14 protein-coding genes and 2 pseudogenes are annotated in these 14,543 nt (G+C 41.0%); 10 read left to right on the forward strand and 6 right to left on the reverse strand.

All coding sequences use genetic code 11. From position 1 onward, the window contains the following. Nucleotides 1–211 (reverse strand): annotated as a pseudogene (locus tag BZK24_RS02995) (ABC transporter permease subunit); the annotation flags it as partial. Here BZK24_RS02995 and BZK24_RS03000 point away from each other — a divergent pair. Both BZK24_RS03000 and BZK24_RS03005 read left to right on the forward strand, forming a co-directional pair. Beyond that, the gene (locus tag BZK24_RS03000; RefSeq protein ID WP_077656528.1) at nt 186–728 is read left to right on the forward strand and encodes a DUF1882 domain-containing protein; all 543 of its coding nucleotides are present in this window, start codon (nt 186–188) and stop codon (nt 726–728) included. The pseudogene BZK24_RS02995 and the gene BZK24_RS03000 overlap by 26 nt on opposite strands. 21 nt (nt 729–749) lie before the next feature. Next, complete coding sequence (locus BZK24_RS03005) at nt 750–1,562, forward strand: hypothetical protein (RefSeq protein WP_077656529.1); 813 nt, start codon at nt 750–752, stop codon at nt 1,560–1,562. Between the two features lie 390 nt (nt 1,563–1,952). Here the strand turns inward: BZK24_RS03005 and BZK24_RS03015 are convergent. Further along, nucleotides 1,953–3,490, reverse strand: a pseudogene (locus tag BZK24_RS03015) (GmrSD restriction endonuclease domain-containing protein). A 303-nt stretch (nt 3,491–3,793) separates the two neighbouring features. Here BZK24_RS03015 and BZK24_RS03025 point away from each other — a divergent pair. After that, nucleotides 3,794–4,327: a TIGR00645 family protein gene (locus BZK24_RS03025; RefSeq protein WP_000890441.1), complete on the forward strand. Its 534-nt coding sequence runs from the start codon at nt 3,794–3,796 to the stop codon at nt 4,325–4,327. Between the two features lie 5 nt (nt 4,328–4,332). Here the strand turns inward: BZK24_RS03025 and clsC are convergent, their stop codons facing one another. The 4 genes from clsC to BZK24_RS03045 are packed head-to-tail and all read right to left on the reverse strand — an operon-like array spanning nt 4,333 to nt 9,514. Further along, nucleotides 4,333–5,841 carry a cardiolipin synthase ClsC gene (gene clsC, locus BZK24_RS03030; protein ID WP_077656530.1) on the reverse strand — a complete coding sequence of 503 codons (1,509 nt, stop codon included), beginning with the start codon at nt 5,839–5,841 and terminating at the stop codon, nt 4,333–4,335. Nucleotides 5,842–5,862: 21 nt separating this feature from the next. After that, nucleotides 5,863–6,600, reverse strand: coding sequence for a fumarate reductase iron-sulfur subunit (locus BZK24_RS03035; RefSeq protein WP_001282402.1), 738 nt, complete (start codon nt 6,598–6,600; stop codon nt 5,863–5,865). After that, nucleotides 6,593–8,737 (reverse strand): fumarate reductase flavoprotein subunit, encoded by a 2,145-nt coding sequence (locus tag BZK24_RS03040; protein WP_024368856.1) that lies wholly within the window; start codon nt 8,735–8,737, stop codon nt 6,593–6,595. Before BZK24_RS03040 ends, BZK24_RS03035 begins: the two co-directional genes overlap by 8 nt. A 9-nt stretch (nt 8,738–8,746) precedes the next feature. After that, nucleotides 8,747–9,514: a fumarate reductase cytochrome b subunit gene (locus tag BZK24_RS03045; protein WP_077656531.1), complete on the reverse strand. Its 768-nt coding sequence runs from the start codon at nt 9,512–9,514 to the stop codon at nt 8,747–8,749. 213 nt (nt 9,515–9,727) lie between these two features. Between BZK24_RS03045 and BZK24_RS03050 the strand changes: the two genes are divergently transcribed. The 7 genes from BZK24_RS03050 (at nt 9,728) to rpmF (ending at nt 14,529) form a co-directional block, all read left to right on the forward strand. Then, entirely contained in the window at nt 9,728–10,432 is a 705-nt protein-coding gene (locus tag BZK24_RS03050) for a triose-phosphate isomerase (RefSeq protein WP_077656532.1), read from the forward strand. Nucleotides 10,433–10,441: 9 nt separating this feature from the next. Then, nucleotides 10,442–11,275 carry an enoyl-ACP reductase FabI gene (fabI, locus tag BZK24_RS03055; RefSeq protein WP_077656533.1) on the forward strand — a complete coding sequence of 278 codons (834 nt, stop codon included), beginning with the start codon at nt 10,442–10,444 and terminating at the stop codon, nt 11,273–11,275. Continuing rightward, the gene (gene lpxD / locus BZK24_RS03060; RefSeq protein ID WP_077656534.1) at nt 11,275–12,285 is read left to right on the forward strand and encodes a UDP-3-O-(3-hydroxymyristoyl)glucosamine N-acyltransferase; all 1,011 of its coding nucleotides are present in this window, start codon (nt 11,275–11,277) and stop codon (nt 12,283–12,285) included. The genes fabI and lpxD overlap by 1 nt, the downstream gene beginning before the upstream one ends. A 64-nt stretch (nt 12,286–12,349) precedes the next feature. Next, complete coding sequence (gene metK, locus BZK24_RS03065; protein ID WP_077656535.1) at nt 12,350–13,507, forward strand: methionine adenosyltransferase; 1,158 nt, start codon at nt 12,350–12,352, stop codon at nt 13,505–13,507. Between the two features lie 65 nt (nt 13,508–13,572). Further along, nucleotides 13,573–13,986, forward strand: coding sequence for a nucleoside-diphosphate kinase (ndk, locus tag BZK24_RS03070; protein ID WP_000813752.1), 414 nt, complete (start codon nt 13,573–13,575; stop codon nt 13,984–13,986). 24 nt (nt 13,987–14,010) lie between these two features. Beyond that, on the forward strand, nt 14,011–14,367 hold the full coding sequence (locus BZK24_RS03075) for a DUF177 domain-containing protein (protein WP_077656536.1): 357 nt from the start codon (nt 14,011–14,013) through the stop codon (nt 14,365–14,367). Between the two features lie 15 nt (nt 14,368–14,382). Then, on the forward strand, nt 14,383–14,529 hold the full coding sequence (gene rpmF, locus BZK24_RS03080; RefSeq protein WP_000290431.1) for a 50S ribosomal protein L32: 147 nt from the start codon (nt 14,383–14,385) through the stop codon (nt 14,527–14,529). Nucleotides 14,530–14,543: the final 14 nt, after the last annotated feature.

Below are 14,543 nucleotides of genomic sequence, written 5' to 3' on the forward strand. Positions count from 1 at the left end.
AAAACGGCACATAAGTGATCGTTGCCACTAAAGCGTTGGGTAAAACATGGTAGAAAATGATTTTTAAATCATTCCCCCCAAGCGCTCTAGCGGCTTTGGTGTAGTCCATATTCCTTGCTTTTAAAAACTCCGTGCGCACGACTTGAGAAAGCCCCATCCAGCTAAAGAGCAAGACTAAAAACAAGATGACAGAAATGGAATTAAAGCTCATTAAGATAGACACAAGCCATTATTTTGAAAAAAAACCAGGCTTGGGGGAGAGAATTGATTATGCGGGGCGTTGCTTCTATAATAAATTCCAAAGAGTGAATGCCATGCTTACAAGCTCGCTCATTCAAAAGCATTTGAAAAAAGAAATAGAAATCGCGCACAATCTCATCTTGCGTAACGATAAGGTGGAAAACATTGTGTTTGATTATAACGGGAGGAACCCGGAGCGTTTTTATCATAAGGCGCAGTTATTGCTTCGTGAGGAAGGTTTTATGAATTTTACCGCTTATAACACGAAGACGCCAGGGCATTTGCATTTGTATGTGCATAAGGGGCATACGGAATTAGGCGAGGGTGAAAGGCTGGTTAAAACTTTGTCTATGAAATTAGCACAAGGGTTGCCTAAAGAATGGAGGGTTTTCCCTAGCAATGAATGGCCTAAGGAATTTAATATTTTAGCTTTACCTTATGAGGTGTTTGCAAAAGAGCGCGGGAGCTCTTGGGCGAAGCATTTATAACCATTTTTGAAAGGATTTTTGATGTCAGAAAAAGAAAGACTGAATGAAGTGATCTTAGAAGAAGAAAATAATGGGGGCGGCACTAAAAAGGTGTTTTTGATCGTGGCTATAGCTATTATCATTTTAGCGGTGCTTTTAATGGTGTTTTGGAAAAGCACGAGAGTCGCTCCTAAAGAGACTTTTTTACAAACCGATAGTGGCATGCAAAAAATAGGCAACACTAAAGACGAGAAAAAAGACGATGAGTTTGAAAGCTTGAATATGGATTCTCCCAAACAAGAAGACAAGTTAGACAAAGTGGCGGATAATGTTAAAAAACAAGAAAATGATGCGTTTAACATGCCCGTTCAAACCGATCAAACTCAAACGGAGATGAAAACAACAGAAGAAAGACAAGAATCTCAAAAAGAATTAAAAGCTGTTGAGTCTATTCCCATGAGCACTCAAAAAGAATCTCAGGCTATGGCTAAAAAAGAAACCCCCCATAAAAAGCCTAAAGTAGCGCCAAAAGATAAAGAAGCGCATAAAGATAAAGTTAAGCATGCAGCTAAAAAAGAGCCTAAAGTTAAAAAAGAAGCCCATAAAGAAGTTTCTAAGAAAGCTAATTCTAAAACCAATCTTACTAAAGGGCATTATTTGCAAGTGGGGGTTTTTGCACACACGCCCAACAAAGCCTTTTTACAAGAGTTTAATCAATTCCCCCATAAAATTGAAGATAGGGGGGCTACTAAACGCTACCTTATAGGCCCTTATAAGAGCAAGCAAGAAGCCTTAATGCATGCTGATGAAGTCAGCAAAAAGATGACTAAACCGGTTGTCATAGAAGTGCGGTAGGGGTTTGGGCTAAAAATTCTTATTTTTTCTTGGGCGTTTTTAACGGATCGCCCAAGCGCCAAAACGATGGGGTAGCTTACTCCATCGGCTCGGATAATTTTAACAGAGAATCAAGATAAGCAGATTTTTTTGATCAATATACCTATTTGGTCTTTGAGGAATTCAGATAATTCTTGCGTTTGAATTCAGCCTTAAAGAGCATTCATTCGTTAAAAGTATTTGTTTGTTGTTTGAAAACTACGAAGCGTTTAAATTTTGTAAAATTATTGCTTGCTGTTTGATAACCCATAACTCTCCAAAGAAGAGAGCGGTTTGAAACTAGCTTTATGGGTGCGATGGTGGGGCTAGAAGCAAGAGAGCAAGCGTGCTCACGCTTCTTTAATCTCACGCTTAGTGGGTGGCGAAATCCTTAAAAAAGGTGTTGATCAGCCATTTTTCCATTTCATCATTCCTTTCTATCAAAACCTTTTTGTTGAAACCTTTTGCATTAAAGCGCCTGTTGAAAGGGATCTCACTACTTTTGTAGATTTCATCTTTTTCATACAGATTCTCATCTTTTGCTTTACTATTGAGCGGTTTTTCTAGGGAGATGAGGTTGCCGTATGTGTCAATATAATCTTCGAGATCTTTCTTGCTTTCAAAACCAAGATCTCTGATCTTATTGTTGGATCTCTGTTCTAATAAATTGGTGGGGATGATGTGCTCTTTTTCTTGGGAGAATTGCTTCCCAGGGATCAATTTTTTGAGATCGGCAAGACCCATCTTCCTGGCAGTTCTTTTCAAAGAAGACATAGTGGAAGCATGATGAGTTGGATGCGTTGTTTACAGACTGCCAAGAAGCCGACTCTATATCTTTTCTGCATTGGGCGATCATCTTGCTTTTCAATCCCTCTTTGCCCTTTTCAAGATACTCCTCAATCAGATTATAAGCCACTGAATCCGCTCCTTTGCGACCTTTGGAAAGCAAGATATAGGTTTTGGCAAAGAGTCTCAGCGTTACATCGTCTAGCTCGTTGTTGATTTTCAGGCGGATGAGCGAATTGAAAAAAAACGGGTTGATCGTGTTGATGAGCATGACCTTAAAGGTGGTTGGGTTGGTGTCAATCTCGCTCAATAGATCAAGGAAAGCCTGATAGAAATTTTTCAAATCGCTGACATAGGATTGGATGAAATTTTTCAACTTGCTTTTTCTAACTTCTTTTAACTTATCCTTGAGTTGTTCGTATGTGTCTTCTGTGCTTGTTTTGTAGTGCCCTAAAAACCCGATCCCATCAAATTTTTGACTCCCTGCGTGGTAACGGAAGATATCGCCTTCATCAAACTTTGGGCCTCCAACGCTGGAGATGTGGTTGCTCTTTTTGATCTTGGCAAAGATCTTAAAGATCTCTCCAAAATGATCGTTGATGAACTGGTCTAGCCCCCTTTTCCCATCGCAAAAAGTGTTGGAGTAATAGATGAGGAGGGATTTTAGTTTGTCTAGCAAGAGGAGAGGCACGCCTCTGTCATTCACGCTCTGAAAGGTTCTGATGGCTCTTCTAGGATCGGGCTCTTCAAGCCGCATCAAAACCATTTCCAACAGTGCCTCTAAACGCTCATTCACTTCTTCTTCACTCAATTTGCTGACTTTGTCCAAGATGGCCTTCAAAACCTCAAAGAGATTTTGCTTACCCTAAGGTGTCTGCATCTTTTTCACAATGGCTGATATTCCCCTTTTCTGCCGCTTCCAAGAGCGCTTTGAAGAAGCTTTGGTTTTTAAGGGGCGACTTCTAATTTTAATTCCCCCTTTTGGTATAGATATTTTCTTGTCTCTTGCTTGTCTTTCTCATTTTGATCGTTCGCCAAGACATGCAAGAGCATGAAGATGGTGGTCGTTCGTTGCTGGCCGTGTCATACAATTTTTTGTTGTCTTCATTCTTAGCGACAACCATGGTGCCTATAAAATGCCCTTGACCCTTTTTGTTGACTATCGCTTCTTCTAGGTCTTCTCACAGATCCCTAAAGTTTTTGTCTTTCTAAGCGTAATCCCTCTGATAGTTGGGGATGCTGTATCCTTCCGCTTGAAAGATCTCTTTTAATAGTGGTTTTCATTCACTTCTCCTTTGTTGCATGCAGCAGTCAAATTTATACCATAAATACCATAAGAATGGCTTGAAATTTCACTCCATCAAGGCGTTCTATTAGCTATAATCAAGGGTTTAAAAAAGACATAATCCTTAAAAAAGAGTTTGAACATGTTAGAAAAATTGATTGAAAGAGTGTTGTTTGCCACTCGTTGGTTGCTAGCCCCTTTATGCATTGCCATGTCGTTAGTGTTGGTGGTTTTAGGCTATGTGTTCATGAAAGAGTTGTGGCACATGCTAAGCCACCTAGACACGATCAGCGAAACGGATTTGGTTTTATCAGCCTTAGGATTAGTGGATTTGTTGTTTATGGCCGGGCTTGTTTTAATGGTGTTGCTCGCCAGTTATGAAAGCTTTGTTTCTAAATTAGACAAGGTGGATGCCAGTGAAATCACTTGGCTAAAGCACACGGATTTTAACGCTTTAAAATTAAAGGTTTCACTCTCCATTGTAGCCATTTCGGCGATTTTCTTGCTCAAACGCTACATGAGTTTAGAAGATGTTTTATCCAGCATTCCTAAGGATGCGCCCCTATCGCATAACCCCATTTTTTGGCAAGTGGTGATTCATTTGGTGTTTGTGTGTTCAGCGCTTTTAGCCGCCGTTACCAATAACATCGCTTTTTCGCAAAATAAAGGGCATTAAAAGTTTTAAAGCTCTCTTTCAGGAAGGACTTTAGACCATTCTTTAATCAAGCGTAAAAAGAAGGACGCATCAGGCGAAGTTTTTTCATGGATTAAAATCCCTTCTTCCACCGCTTCCCAAATAACCCTATGCCGATACACCACCAAATGCCATGATTGTTGGGCATGATCTTTAAGCGACAAACGCACCCTTTTAGCAAAAGACGGGTTGTCAAACAAGACCGCGCTTTCAGTGTTGATGTATGCAGAGCGCGGATCAATATTGAAACTCCCTAGAAGCGTCAAATTGTCATCAAAAACAATCGTCTTGCCGTGTAAGGAATGTTTGGTGCTAAAGCGCCCTTTAATCTGGCGGTTGAAAAAATCGTTTCGTATTTCATAGACATTCGCGCCCATTCGCACTAATTGGTTGCGATACCTTTCCCACGCCCCATAGACCACTATCGCATCAGTAGATGAAAGGGAATTGGTAAGGATGTTCAATTCAATCCCCTTAGAAATTTGATTTTTAAAGATTTTCATCATCTTTTTGCCTGGAATAAAATACGATGAAGCGATAAAAACGGAGTCTTTAGCGTTTTTAAGGGCTTTCTCAAAAGCGATTTTGATAGGCGAATACAAGGGCGTGTCAATTTTTTTGGGCAAATCGGCTAAAAAAATGGCATTCCCATAATAAATGGGGTATTGGTATTTTTGGAAGCGTTCTATAAAATCATTGACTTTTTTTTCAAACTGGTTTTTGTCTTCAGCGCTGATAGGGATTTTTTCATGGAGTTTGGCGATTTCTTTAGCGTTGTTTTTGAGTCTTTTGTGGGTTCTTAGTAATGAAACAGGAATAGAGCGGTGGAATCGCCAATAGCGTTCAAAACTTTCTTTGGCCTTTGAAGCAACCCCCCCAAAAAATAAAGCGTCTAAATCTAAAAAATTCGTGTCTAAATCGTTATCAAAATAATTGTCCCCAATATTACGACCCCCTATAATGACAGCGAAATTATCCACGATGAAAAGCTTGTTGTGCATGCGTTTTTTAATGCGCTCATAATCCGCAAGCATTTCAAAATAGCGCAAGCCTTTATTGCGGATATAGTAGGGGTTAAAAATTTTCACTTCAATGTTTTTATGGAAATTTAAAAGCATAATATCTGAAAAATCTGAATCCAATCCGTTATCATCTAAAAGGATGCGTACTTTTACCCCACGATTGGCCGCATTTAAAAGTTCTTTAGCGATCACTTGAGAGGAAAGATCGTTCTTATAAATATAAGTTTGCATGTCAATGCTTTTTTGGCTCATCCTGATAAGACCCACTCTGTGCAATAAGGCATCAAAGCCATCTTCTAAAAGAATGGCTGCACTATGGTTAGGGTTTTCTTTTAAATTTTTAGCGTACAAGCTCCCAATGGTGGTAGTGTAGGGATCATAAGAGATAGGGGGGCTTGAAATGGGAGTCTTATAGACTAACCCAAAACACCCATTAAAAAAAAAGACGCTTAAAAGGACTAAAAAGATTTTCAAAAACGACCCACTAAAAAGAAGTTAGCGGCTTTTACCCACTTTCAACATTCGGTTACGCAAAGCGGCGATACTGCTCTGCAAGGGTAATTCTTTAGGGCAAGTGTCATGGCAAGCGATCAGGCTCATGCACCCAAAAACACCATCATCATCGCCCACTAACTCATAAAAATCATCATCGCTTCTTTCATCGTGGCTGTCAATCATGAAACGCATGGCTCTGTTCATACCAGCAGCTCCAATGAAATTAGGGCGCATGAGTTTAGTCCCGCAAGAAGCGATACAGCACCCGCATTCAATGCACCTGTCTAGTTCAAAGACTTCTTGGGCTTCATCAGGCTCAATCCTTTTTTCCGGCTTAGTAATATCCACTTCTTCTTTAGAATGCGCCCAGCTTTCCACCCTTTTAGTCATATCTAAAAACCAATCGCCCGTATTCACGCTCAAATCTTTAATGAGCGTAAAACTGGGCATGGGCATGAGCGTAATCACCCCGCTTTCAAAGCTAGAAGTTAGGGTTTTACAAGCCAGTCTCGGTCTCCCATTAACCATCATCGCGCAAGAGCCGCAAATCCCAGCGCGGCACACAAAATCAAAGCTCAAATCTGGATCTTGATGCTCTCTAATGAGGTTTAAAGCGATAAAGAGCGTCATGGATGGCGTTTCTTTCAATTGATACTCTTTAAAATGCGGCTTGCTCACCGCGCTTTGAGGGTCAAATTTTAACACTCTAATTACAATCGTTCGTTCATTATCACTCATGGTGTTCTCCTTTTAAATTAGCGTTGTGTTGGTCTAATAAATCATGGACATTGAAAGAATACAAATGTTCCCCCCTAGCCCTGACTTCTTCATCTTCTAAACGCATGTTCCTGGCTTTGTATTTTTCTTGCAATTCAAAAGGCATGAGCGCATGCTGGACTTCTATCCTGTCTTTTCCAAGCTTTTCTAGTTCTAAAATCGTTTTCAAAATCTCAGCGTCGCGCTCTTCTTTTTTGGGGTGGGGGATGAAATTACCCTTTTTGCCATAGCCCCTAAAATCAGGGCTGATTTCCATTTTCATCACATCTAATTCTTCGTATTCAATCGTGGGCATGTCTTGCTCAGCGTTAGGCCAGCTCGCTAAAGTCCGATTAAGCCATTTTTCATCGTCTCTTTTAGGGTAGTCAATCCTTGTGTGAGCCCCTCTGCTTTCAGTGCGCAGTAACGCTCCTTGAGTGATGCAAAGTGCGAGTTTGAGCATTTTTTTGGTGCGGTAAGCGTCTTCTAATTCAGGGTTATTGTGTAAAACCTTGTTTTTCACGCAAATGTTTTTGGAGCGTGCATAAAGCTCTTGCAATTCTTTAAGGGCTTCTTCTAATTTTTTGCCTTCTCTAAAAACGCCCACTTTTTCATCCATGACTTCTTTCATGCGTTCTCTGATTTCATACACATCTTCCTTGCCTTCATTATGCAATAAAAAATGCATATAATCCTGGCTTTCTTTAATGAAGGCTTCAACTTTTTGCGTGTTGATTTCAATTTGCGCTTCTAAACAATGCGAGGCGAAATAATCCCCTATGATCATGCCAGCGACCACCGCTTCACTCACAGAATTTCCCCCTAAGCGGTTAAACCCATGCAAATCCCAGCATGCCGCTTCGCCCGCGCAAAACAAGCCTTTTAAATGGGTTTCGCCTTTAGGGTTTGTCCTAACCCCACCCATAGAATAGTGTTGCATGGGCTTTATGGGGATCCAGCCTTTTTGCTTAGCCATCGCTTGCCCGTATTCAGGCTCATTAGTAGGCATTCCTTGCATGTTGTCTTTGGTTTGCTCTTCGCTATCCGCCGGATCAATGCCCGCAAAAGTCATGGCAATATCGCGCACATCTCTCAAGTTTTTTTCCACATGGTTACGCCCTAAAATAGCAATATCCAGCCACACATGATCCCCATAAGGCGATTTGGCTCCATAGCCTTTTTGGATATGCTCTAAAATCCGCCTTGAAACCACATCCCGACTCGCAAGTTCTTTTTTCTCCGGCTCATAAGCGGGCATGAAGCGTCTGCCAAACTTGTCTCTCAAAACCCCTCCATCGCCCCTACAACCTTCAGTCATTAAAATCCCGCTTGGCACTAAAGCGGTAGGGTGGAATTGCACCGCTTCCATATTCCCTAATTTAGCCACGCCGGTTTCTAACGCACTTGCAGCCCCAGCTCCATCGCAAATCACGGCGTTAGTGGTGTGTTTATACACGCGCCCATAACCTCCGGTAGCTAAAAGCGTGCCTTTAGAAACATACGCTGAAATTTCGCCTGTGATCAAATCCCTTACCACCGCCCCGTAACATTTATTATCATGATGGATGAAAGCGAGCATGTCCTTTCTGTCTTGAATATCCACTTTGTGGTGTAAGGCTTCATTAGCGACCGCATAAAGCATGGTATGCCCTGTGGCATCAGCCGTAAAGCATGTGCGCCATTTTTTAGTGCCGCCAAAATCACGGCTTAGAATATAACCATGCCTGTCGTCTCTTTCAGTGATAGTTACATGCTCACCATTGACGACCGCAGGCCTATCGCCCTTTTTAATCCTAGTCCAAGGCACCCCCCAACTGGCCAATTCCCTAATGGCTTTAGGGGCAGTGGTTACAAACATTCTAGCCACTTGCTGATCACACCCCCAATCGCTCCCCTTAACCGTGTCTAAAAAGTGCAAATCTTCATTATCGCCCTCGCTTTTTTTAGCGTTCGCAAGGCTCGCTTGCATGCCCCCTTGAGCGGCTGCAGAGTGCGAACGCCTGACAGGCACTAGGCTTAAAACGATGGTGTTTAAACCCTTTTGTTTGCATGCGATACTAGCCCTTAACCCAGCTAGTCCGCCTCCAATAATTAGCGCATCACAATATGTTATTTTCATTTTCTACCCTTATTCTTTGTGGAATTTCCCATCAGCTTCTATGGCTTCTTGCATGGTTTTAATGCCATTGTCCTTATTTTCTAAACCTTTTTTAATGTAAGCCCCATAGGTGCAAAGCCCTAAAACAATGAAAAACACGCTCATCGCCCATTTGACTTTTCTCAAGCCTTGAATGCTCACATTCTTAAACCACCCCCATTTAATCGCTAAGCGATACAACCCAATAGAGCCATGCAATTCTACGGCAAACAATAAGAAAATATACAAAAGCCAAAAGTTTTGCGTGACAAAACGATAGCTTGAGCCATGAGGCCCAATACTTTCAGGCTCTGTGAGCATGACAAACAAGTGGATACTCGCTAAGAAAAACATCGCAAATCCGGTTAAAGCCTGGATAAACCACAAGCTCGTATCGCCATGTTTCATCAAATGCTTGTGGGTTTTAAAAACCTTGTATTGCCTGTAATTGATAGGGAATTTCCTTAGCGCCAAAAAAGCATGCGCGACTAAAATAAAAATAATCCCTGCTGCAACCACGCTCACAATAGCCGGCTCGCCTGCTTTTAAAAACAAGCTCCCTTCAAAAAATTTCGCCACTTTATACATGGCTTCATCGCTAATTAAGATGCTTGAGACCAAAAACATGTGCGCTATCATAAAGAGCGCTAAAATCAATCCTGTAGCGCTCTGTAAAAAATCCAGCTTAGCATAAATACCGCTTTTTTTAAGCCCTTTGCTAGCGCCATAATAACCCTCTATAATCTCTTCTTGTTGCATAAAAACTGCTCCTAAAAACTCTAAAATTAACCTGAATCGCTTGACGCAAAAACACTGCCTTAATTCTACTACATTTGAAATAATTTTTCTTATAAACAAAACCTAAATTAAGAGAAAATGCAATTCAAAGGGGCTATTGTTTAAAATTTACATTTTTTAACGCTATTAGATATAATAAGGGATAGTTACCACCTATGAAATAAGGATCATTCAATGACAAAAATTGCTATGGCTAATTTTAAATCCGCTATGCCTGTTTTTAAAAGCCATGCGTATTTGAAAGAATTAGAAAAGACTTTAAAACCGCAGCATTTTGATAGGGTGTTTGTATTCCCTGATTTTTTGGGGTTATTGCCTAATTCGTTTTTGCATTTCACTTTAGGAGTGCAAAACGCTTACCCTAGAGATTGTGGGGCTTTTACCGGTGAAATCACTTTAAAGCATTTAGAAGAACTCAAAATCAACACGCTTTTAATAGGGCATAGCGAGAGACGATTGCTTTTAAAGGAAAGCCCTAGCTTTTTGAAAGAAAAGTTTGATTTTTTTAAAAGTAAAAATTTTAAAATTATTTATTGTATTGGCGAAGATTTAACGACCAGAGAAAAGGGTTTAGTGGCTGTAAAGGAATTTTTAAGCGAGCAATTAGAAACTATCGATCTCAATTATTCCAATTTAATTGTGGCTTATGAGCCTATTTGGGCGATTGGCACCAAAAAAAGCGCTTCTTTAGAAGATATTTACCTCACGCATGGTTTTTTAAAGCAAATTTTAAATCAAAAAACGCCCTTGTTGTATGGGGGGAGCGTGAATGTGCAAAACGCTAAAGAAATTTTAGGGATTGATAGCGTGGATGGCTTATTGATCGGGAGCGCGTCTTTGGAATTAGAAAATTTTAAAACAGTCATTTCATTTTTATAAAGGAAAATCATGGGATTTTTAAAAGGTAAAAAAGGGCTTATTGTAGGGGTGGCAAACAATAAATCCATCGCTTATGGGATCGCTCAATCTTGTTTCAATCAAGGGGCTACTTTGGCTTTCACTTATTTGAATGAGAGCTTAGAAAAGCGCGTGAGGCCTATCGCTCAGGAATTGAATAGCCCCTATGTGTATGAATTGGATGTGGGCAAAGAAGAGCATTTCAAGTCGCTATACAATAATATTAAGCAGGATTTAGGCTCATTGGATTTTATCGTTCATAGCGTGGCCTTTGCCCCTAAAGAGGCTTTAGAGGGGAGCTTGTTGGAAACTTCTAAAAGTGCGTTTAACACCGCTATGGAAATTTCTGTTTATTCTTTAATAGAGCTGACAAACACTCTAAAACCTTTATTGAATAACGGAGCGTCTGTTTTGACTTTAAGCTATTTGGGCAGCACCAAATACATGGCGCATTACAACGTGATGGGGTTGGCTAAAGCGGCCCTAGAGAGTGCGGTGCGTTATTTAGCGGTGGATTTAGGCAAACACCATATAAGGGTGAATGCCCTATCAGCTGGGCCTATCAGGACGCTCGCTTCTAGCGGGATCGCTGATTTTAGAATGATTTTAAAATGGAATGAAATCAACGCCCCTTTAAGAAAAAATGTGAGTTTAGAAGAAGTGGGCAATGCCGGGATGTATTTGCTCTCTAGCTTGTCTAGCGGGGTGAGTGGGGAAGTGCATTTTGTGGATGCTGGCTATCATGTTATGGGCATGGGGGCCGTGGAAGAAAAAGATAATAAAGCTACGCTGTTGTGGGATTTGCAGAACAATAAGGGGTATTGATGAAATTAAGCGAATTGTTAAGCGCCTATTCTATTGAAACGGAATTTTCAAACGATTTTGAAGTGCATGCTTTAGCGGAATTGGATAAGGCCACGCCTAATGACATTAGCTATATTGACCAAGCGCGTTACCTTAAACTTTTAAAAGATTCAAAAGCCGGGGCGGTATTTATCCGTAAAAAAGAATCTTCTAAAGTGCCAAAACACATACAAGCTTTAATCGTGGATAACCCGCATTTAGCCTTTGCCAAAGCTTCGCATGCCTTTAAAATCCCTTTTTTTAAAAACCCACAAAGCGTTAGCGAGCCTAAACATTTTGAAAAAGTAACGATCATGCCTAATGTTATGATTGGAGAGGGCGTAGAAATTGGCGAAAACTCTTTGATTTATCCGGGCGTGGTGATTGCTGATGGGGTCAAAATCGGTAAAAATTGCGTTTTGTATCCTCGTGTCATTTTGTATCAAAACACGATTTTAGAAGACAATGTCATTATCCATGCGGGCAGTGTGATCGGAGGCGATGGCTTTGGTTATGCGCACACCGCTTTAGGAGAGCATGTCAAAATTGAGCATGTGGGGATTGTTAGGATTCAAAAAAATGTGGAAATTGGCGCTAACACAGCGATTGATAGGGCGGTGTTTGGCGAGACTTTGATTAAAGAGGGCGTTAAGATTGATAACCTGGTTCAAATCGGGCATAATTGCGTTTTAGGCGAGCACAGCATCGTCGTTTCTCAAGTGGGCTTGAGCGGCTCTACAACCACAGGCCGTAATGTGGTTTTTGGCGGTCAAGTGGGCATTGGGGGGCATTTGCATGTGGGTGAGTTCACTCAAATTGGGGGTAAAAGCGCGGTGGGTAAAGACTTGCCCCCTAACACTAATTTTGCCGGAGCGATTCCTGCTATGGAAATCCATGAATGGCACCATTTCCTAGCTCATTTACGAACGAATTTCAGGAAACAGCAAAAAACAAGTTTGTTGCAAAAAGCTAAAGGGTTTTTTAAGTCTTAAAGAATGAAATAAGCTATAATAAGCCCATTTTGAATACGAATGATTATTTTAATAAGGACAATCAATGAAAGATAGTTTTCTTTTCACCTCTGAATCAGTAACCGAGGGGCATCCTGACAAAATGGCTGATCAAATCAGCGATGCGGTTTTAGATTATATTATTGATCGGGATCAAAAAGCCAAAGTCGCATGCGAGACTTTAGTTTCTAACGGGTTTTGCATGATCACTGGCGAGTTAAAAACTTCTGTTTATGCCCCTATGCAAGAGATTGCAAGAGAAGTGGTTAAAAAGATTGGCTATACAGATGCTCTTTATGGCTTTGATTATAGAAGCGCGGCGGTTTTAAATGGTATTGGCGAGCAAAGCCCTGATATTAATCAAGGCGTGGATAGAGAAGATGGCGAGATTGGGGCAGGGGATCAAGGGCTTATGTTTGGTTATGCGTGCAAAGAGACTGAAACGCTCATGCCTTTACCCATTCATTTAGCGCACCAGCTCGCTTTCGCTCTAGCTCAAAAAAGAAAAGACAACACCTTGCCTTTTTTAAGGCCTGATGGTAAGTCTCAGGTGAGCGTGCGTTATGAAAACAACAAGCCTGTAAGCGTTGATACGATTGTCATTTCCACCCAACACTCCCCAGAAGTTTCACAAAAGCATTTAAAAGAAGCCGTGATTGAAGAGATCGTGTATAAGGTTTTACCCAAAGAATATTTGCATGACAATATCAAGTTTTTTGTCAATCCTACAGGAAAATTCGTTATCGGTGGACCGCAAGGCGATGCGGGCTTAACGGGTAGAAAAATCATCGTGGATACTTATGGGGGGAGTTGCCCGCATGGTGGGGGAGCGTTTAGCGGGAAAGACCCTAGCAAAGTGGATAGGAGCGCGGCTTATGCGGCCCGCTATGTGGCTAAAAATTTGGTAGCGAGTGGGGTTTGCGATAAAGCGACCGTGCAGCTTGCTTATGCGATTGGGGTTGTGGAGCCGGTTTCTATTTATGTGAACACGCATAACACGAGCAAGTATTCAAGCGTGGAGTTGGAAAAATGCGTGAAAGCGGTTTTCAAACTCACGCCAAAAGGCATTATTGAAAGCTTGGATTTGTTAAGACCCATTTATTCGCTCACTTCGGCTTATGGGCATTTTGGGCGCGAATTAGAGGAATTCACTTGGGAAAAAACCAACAAAGCTGAGGAGATTAAAGCGTTCTTTAAGCGTTAAAAAATATTTTAAGGGTAATATTTTAAGAAATTTTTGTATAATCAACAATTCACAAGGAGTTTAAATTGAAACAAAGAACGCTGTCTATTATTAAACCGGATGCACTTAAGAAAAAAGTGGTAGGCAAAATCATTGATCGCTTTGAGAGTAACGGCTTGGAAGTGGTGGCCATGAAACGCTTGCATTTGAGCGTTAAAGACGCTGAAAACTTTTATGCGATCCATAGAGAGAGGCCTTTTTTTAAAGATTTGATAGAGTTTATGGTGAGTGGTCCGGTGGTGGTTATGGTTTTAGAAGGTAAAGATGCGGTGGCTAAAAACAGAGAGCTTATGGGAGCGACTGATCCCAAACTCGCCCAAAAAGGTACTATCAGAGCGGATTTTGCTGAGAGCATTGACGCTAATGCGGTGCATGGGAGCGATAGCTTGGAAAACGCGCACAATGAAATCGCTTTCTTTTTTGCCGCTAGAGAGTTTTAAGATTTAAGGGCGTTTTAATTAAGCATGCAATTTGAAATGCGTAAAATCGCTTTTAATACGCCTAAAGCGTTTTCTTTAGAGCATGAGGGAGTGGTTTTAGAGGGTGAAATCGCACGAGTGGGGGCGAAATTGTTCCGCTTGAAAGCACGCCTTAAAGGTGAATTGATGCTTATTTGCGATACAAGCGGTAAAGAGTTTAAAAAAAACCTTGATGAGTCGTTGGTTTTGCATATTTCAGACGGGTTGTGGGATACGCAAAGCCAAAGTTTGGATTTTGATAATTTAGATGTTATTGAATCTTTCAATGGTTTTGTTGATTTGAGCGAAATTTTACGCTCTGAAGTGGAGTCTATTAAATTAGACTACCATTATGCAGATTGATATTAAGGAGAATTTATGGCAGTACCTGATAGAAGAGTGAGTAAGACAAGAGCGGCAAAAAGGCGTACGCATTATAGCGTTAAGTTGGCTAAACCTGTGAAAGCCAAAGATGGCACTTGGAAGCTCCCCCACCATATTAACAAATTTACTAAAGAATACTAAGATAAAAGCTATCT

It is taken from the genome of Helicobacter pylori (assembly GCF_001998165.1).
In the GTDB taxonomy this organism is placed as follows: domain Bacteria; phylum Campylobacterota; class Campylobacteria; order Campylobacterales; family Helicobacteraceae; genus Helicobacter; species Helicobacter pylori_DL.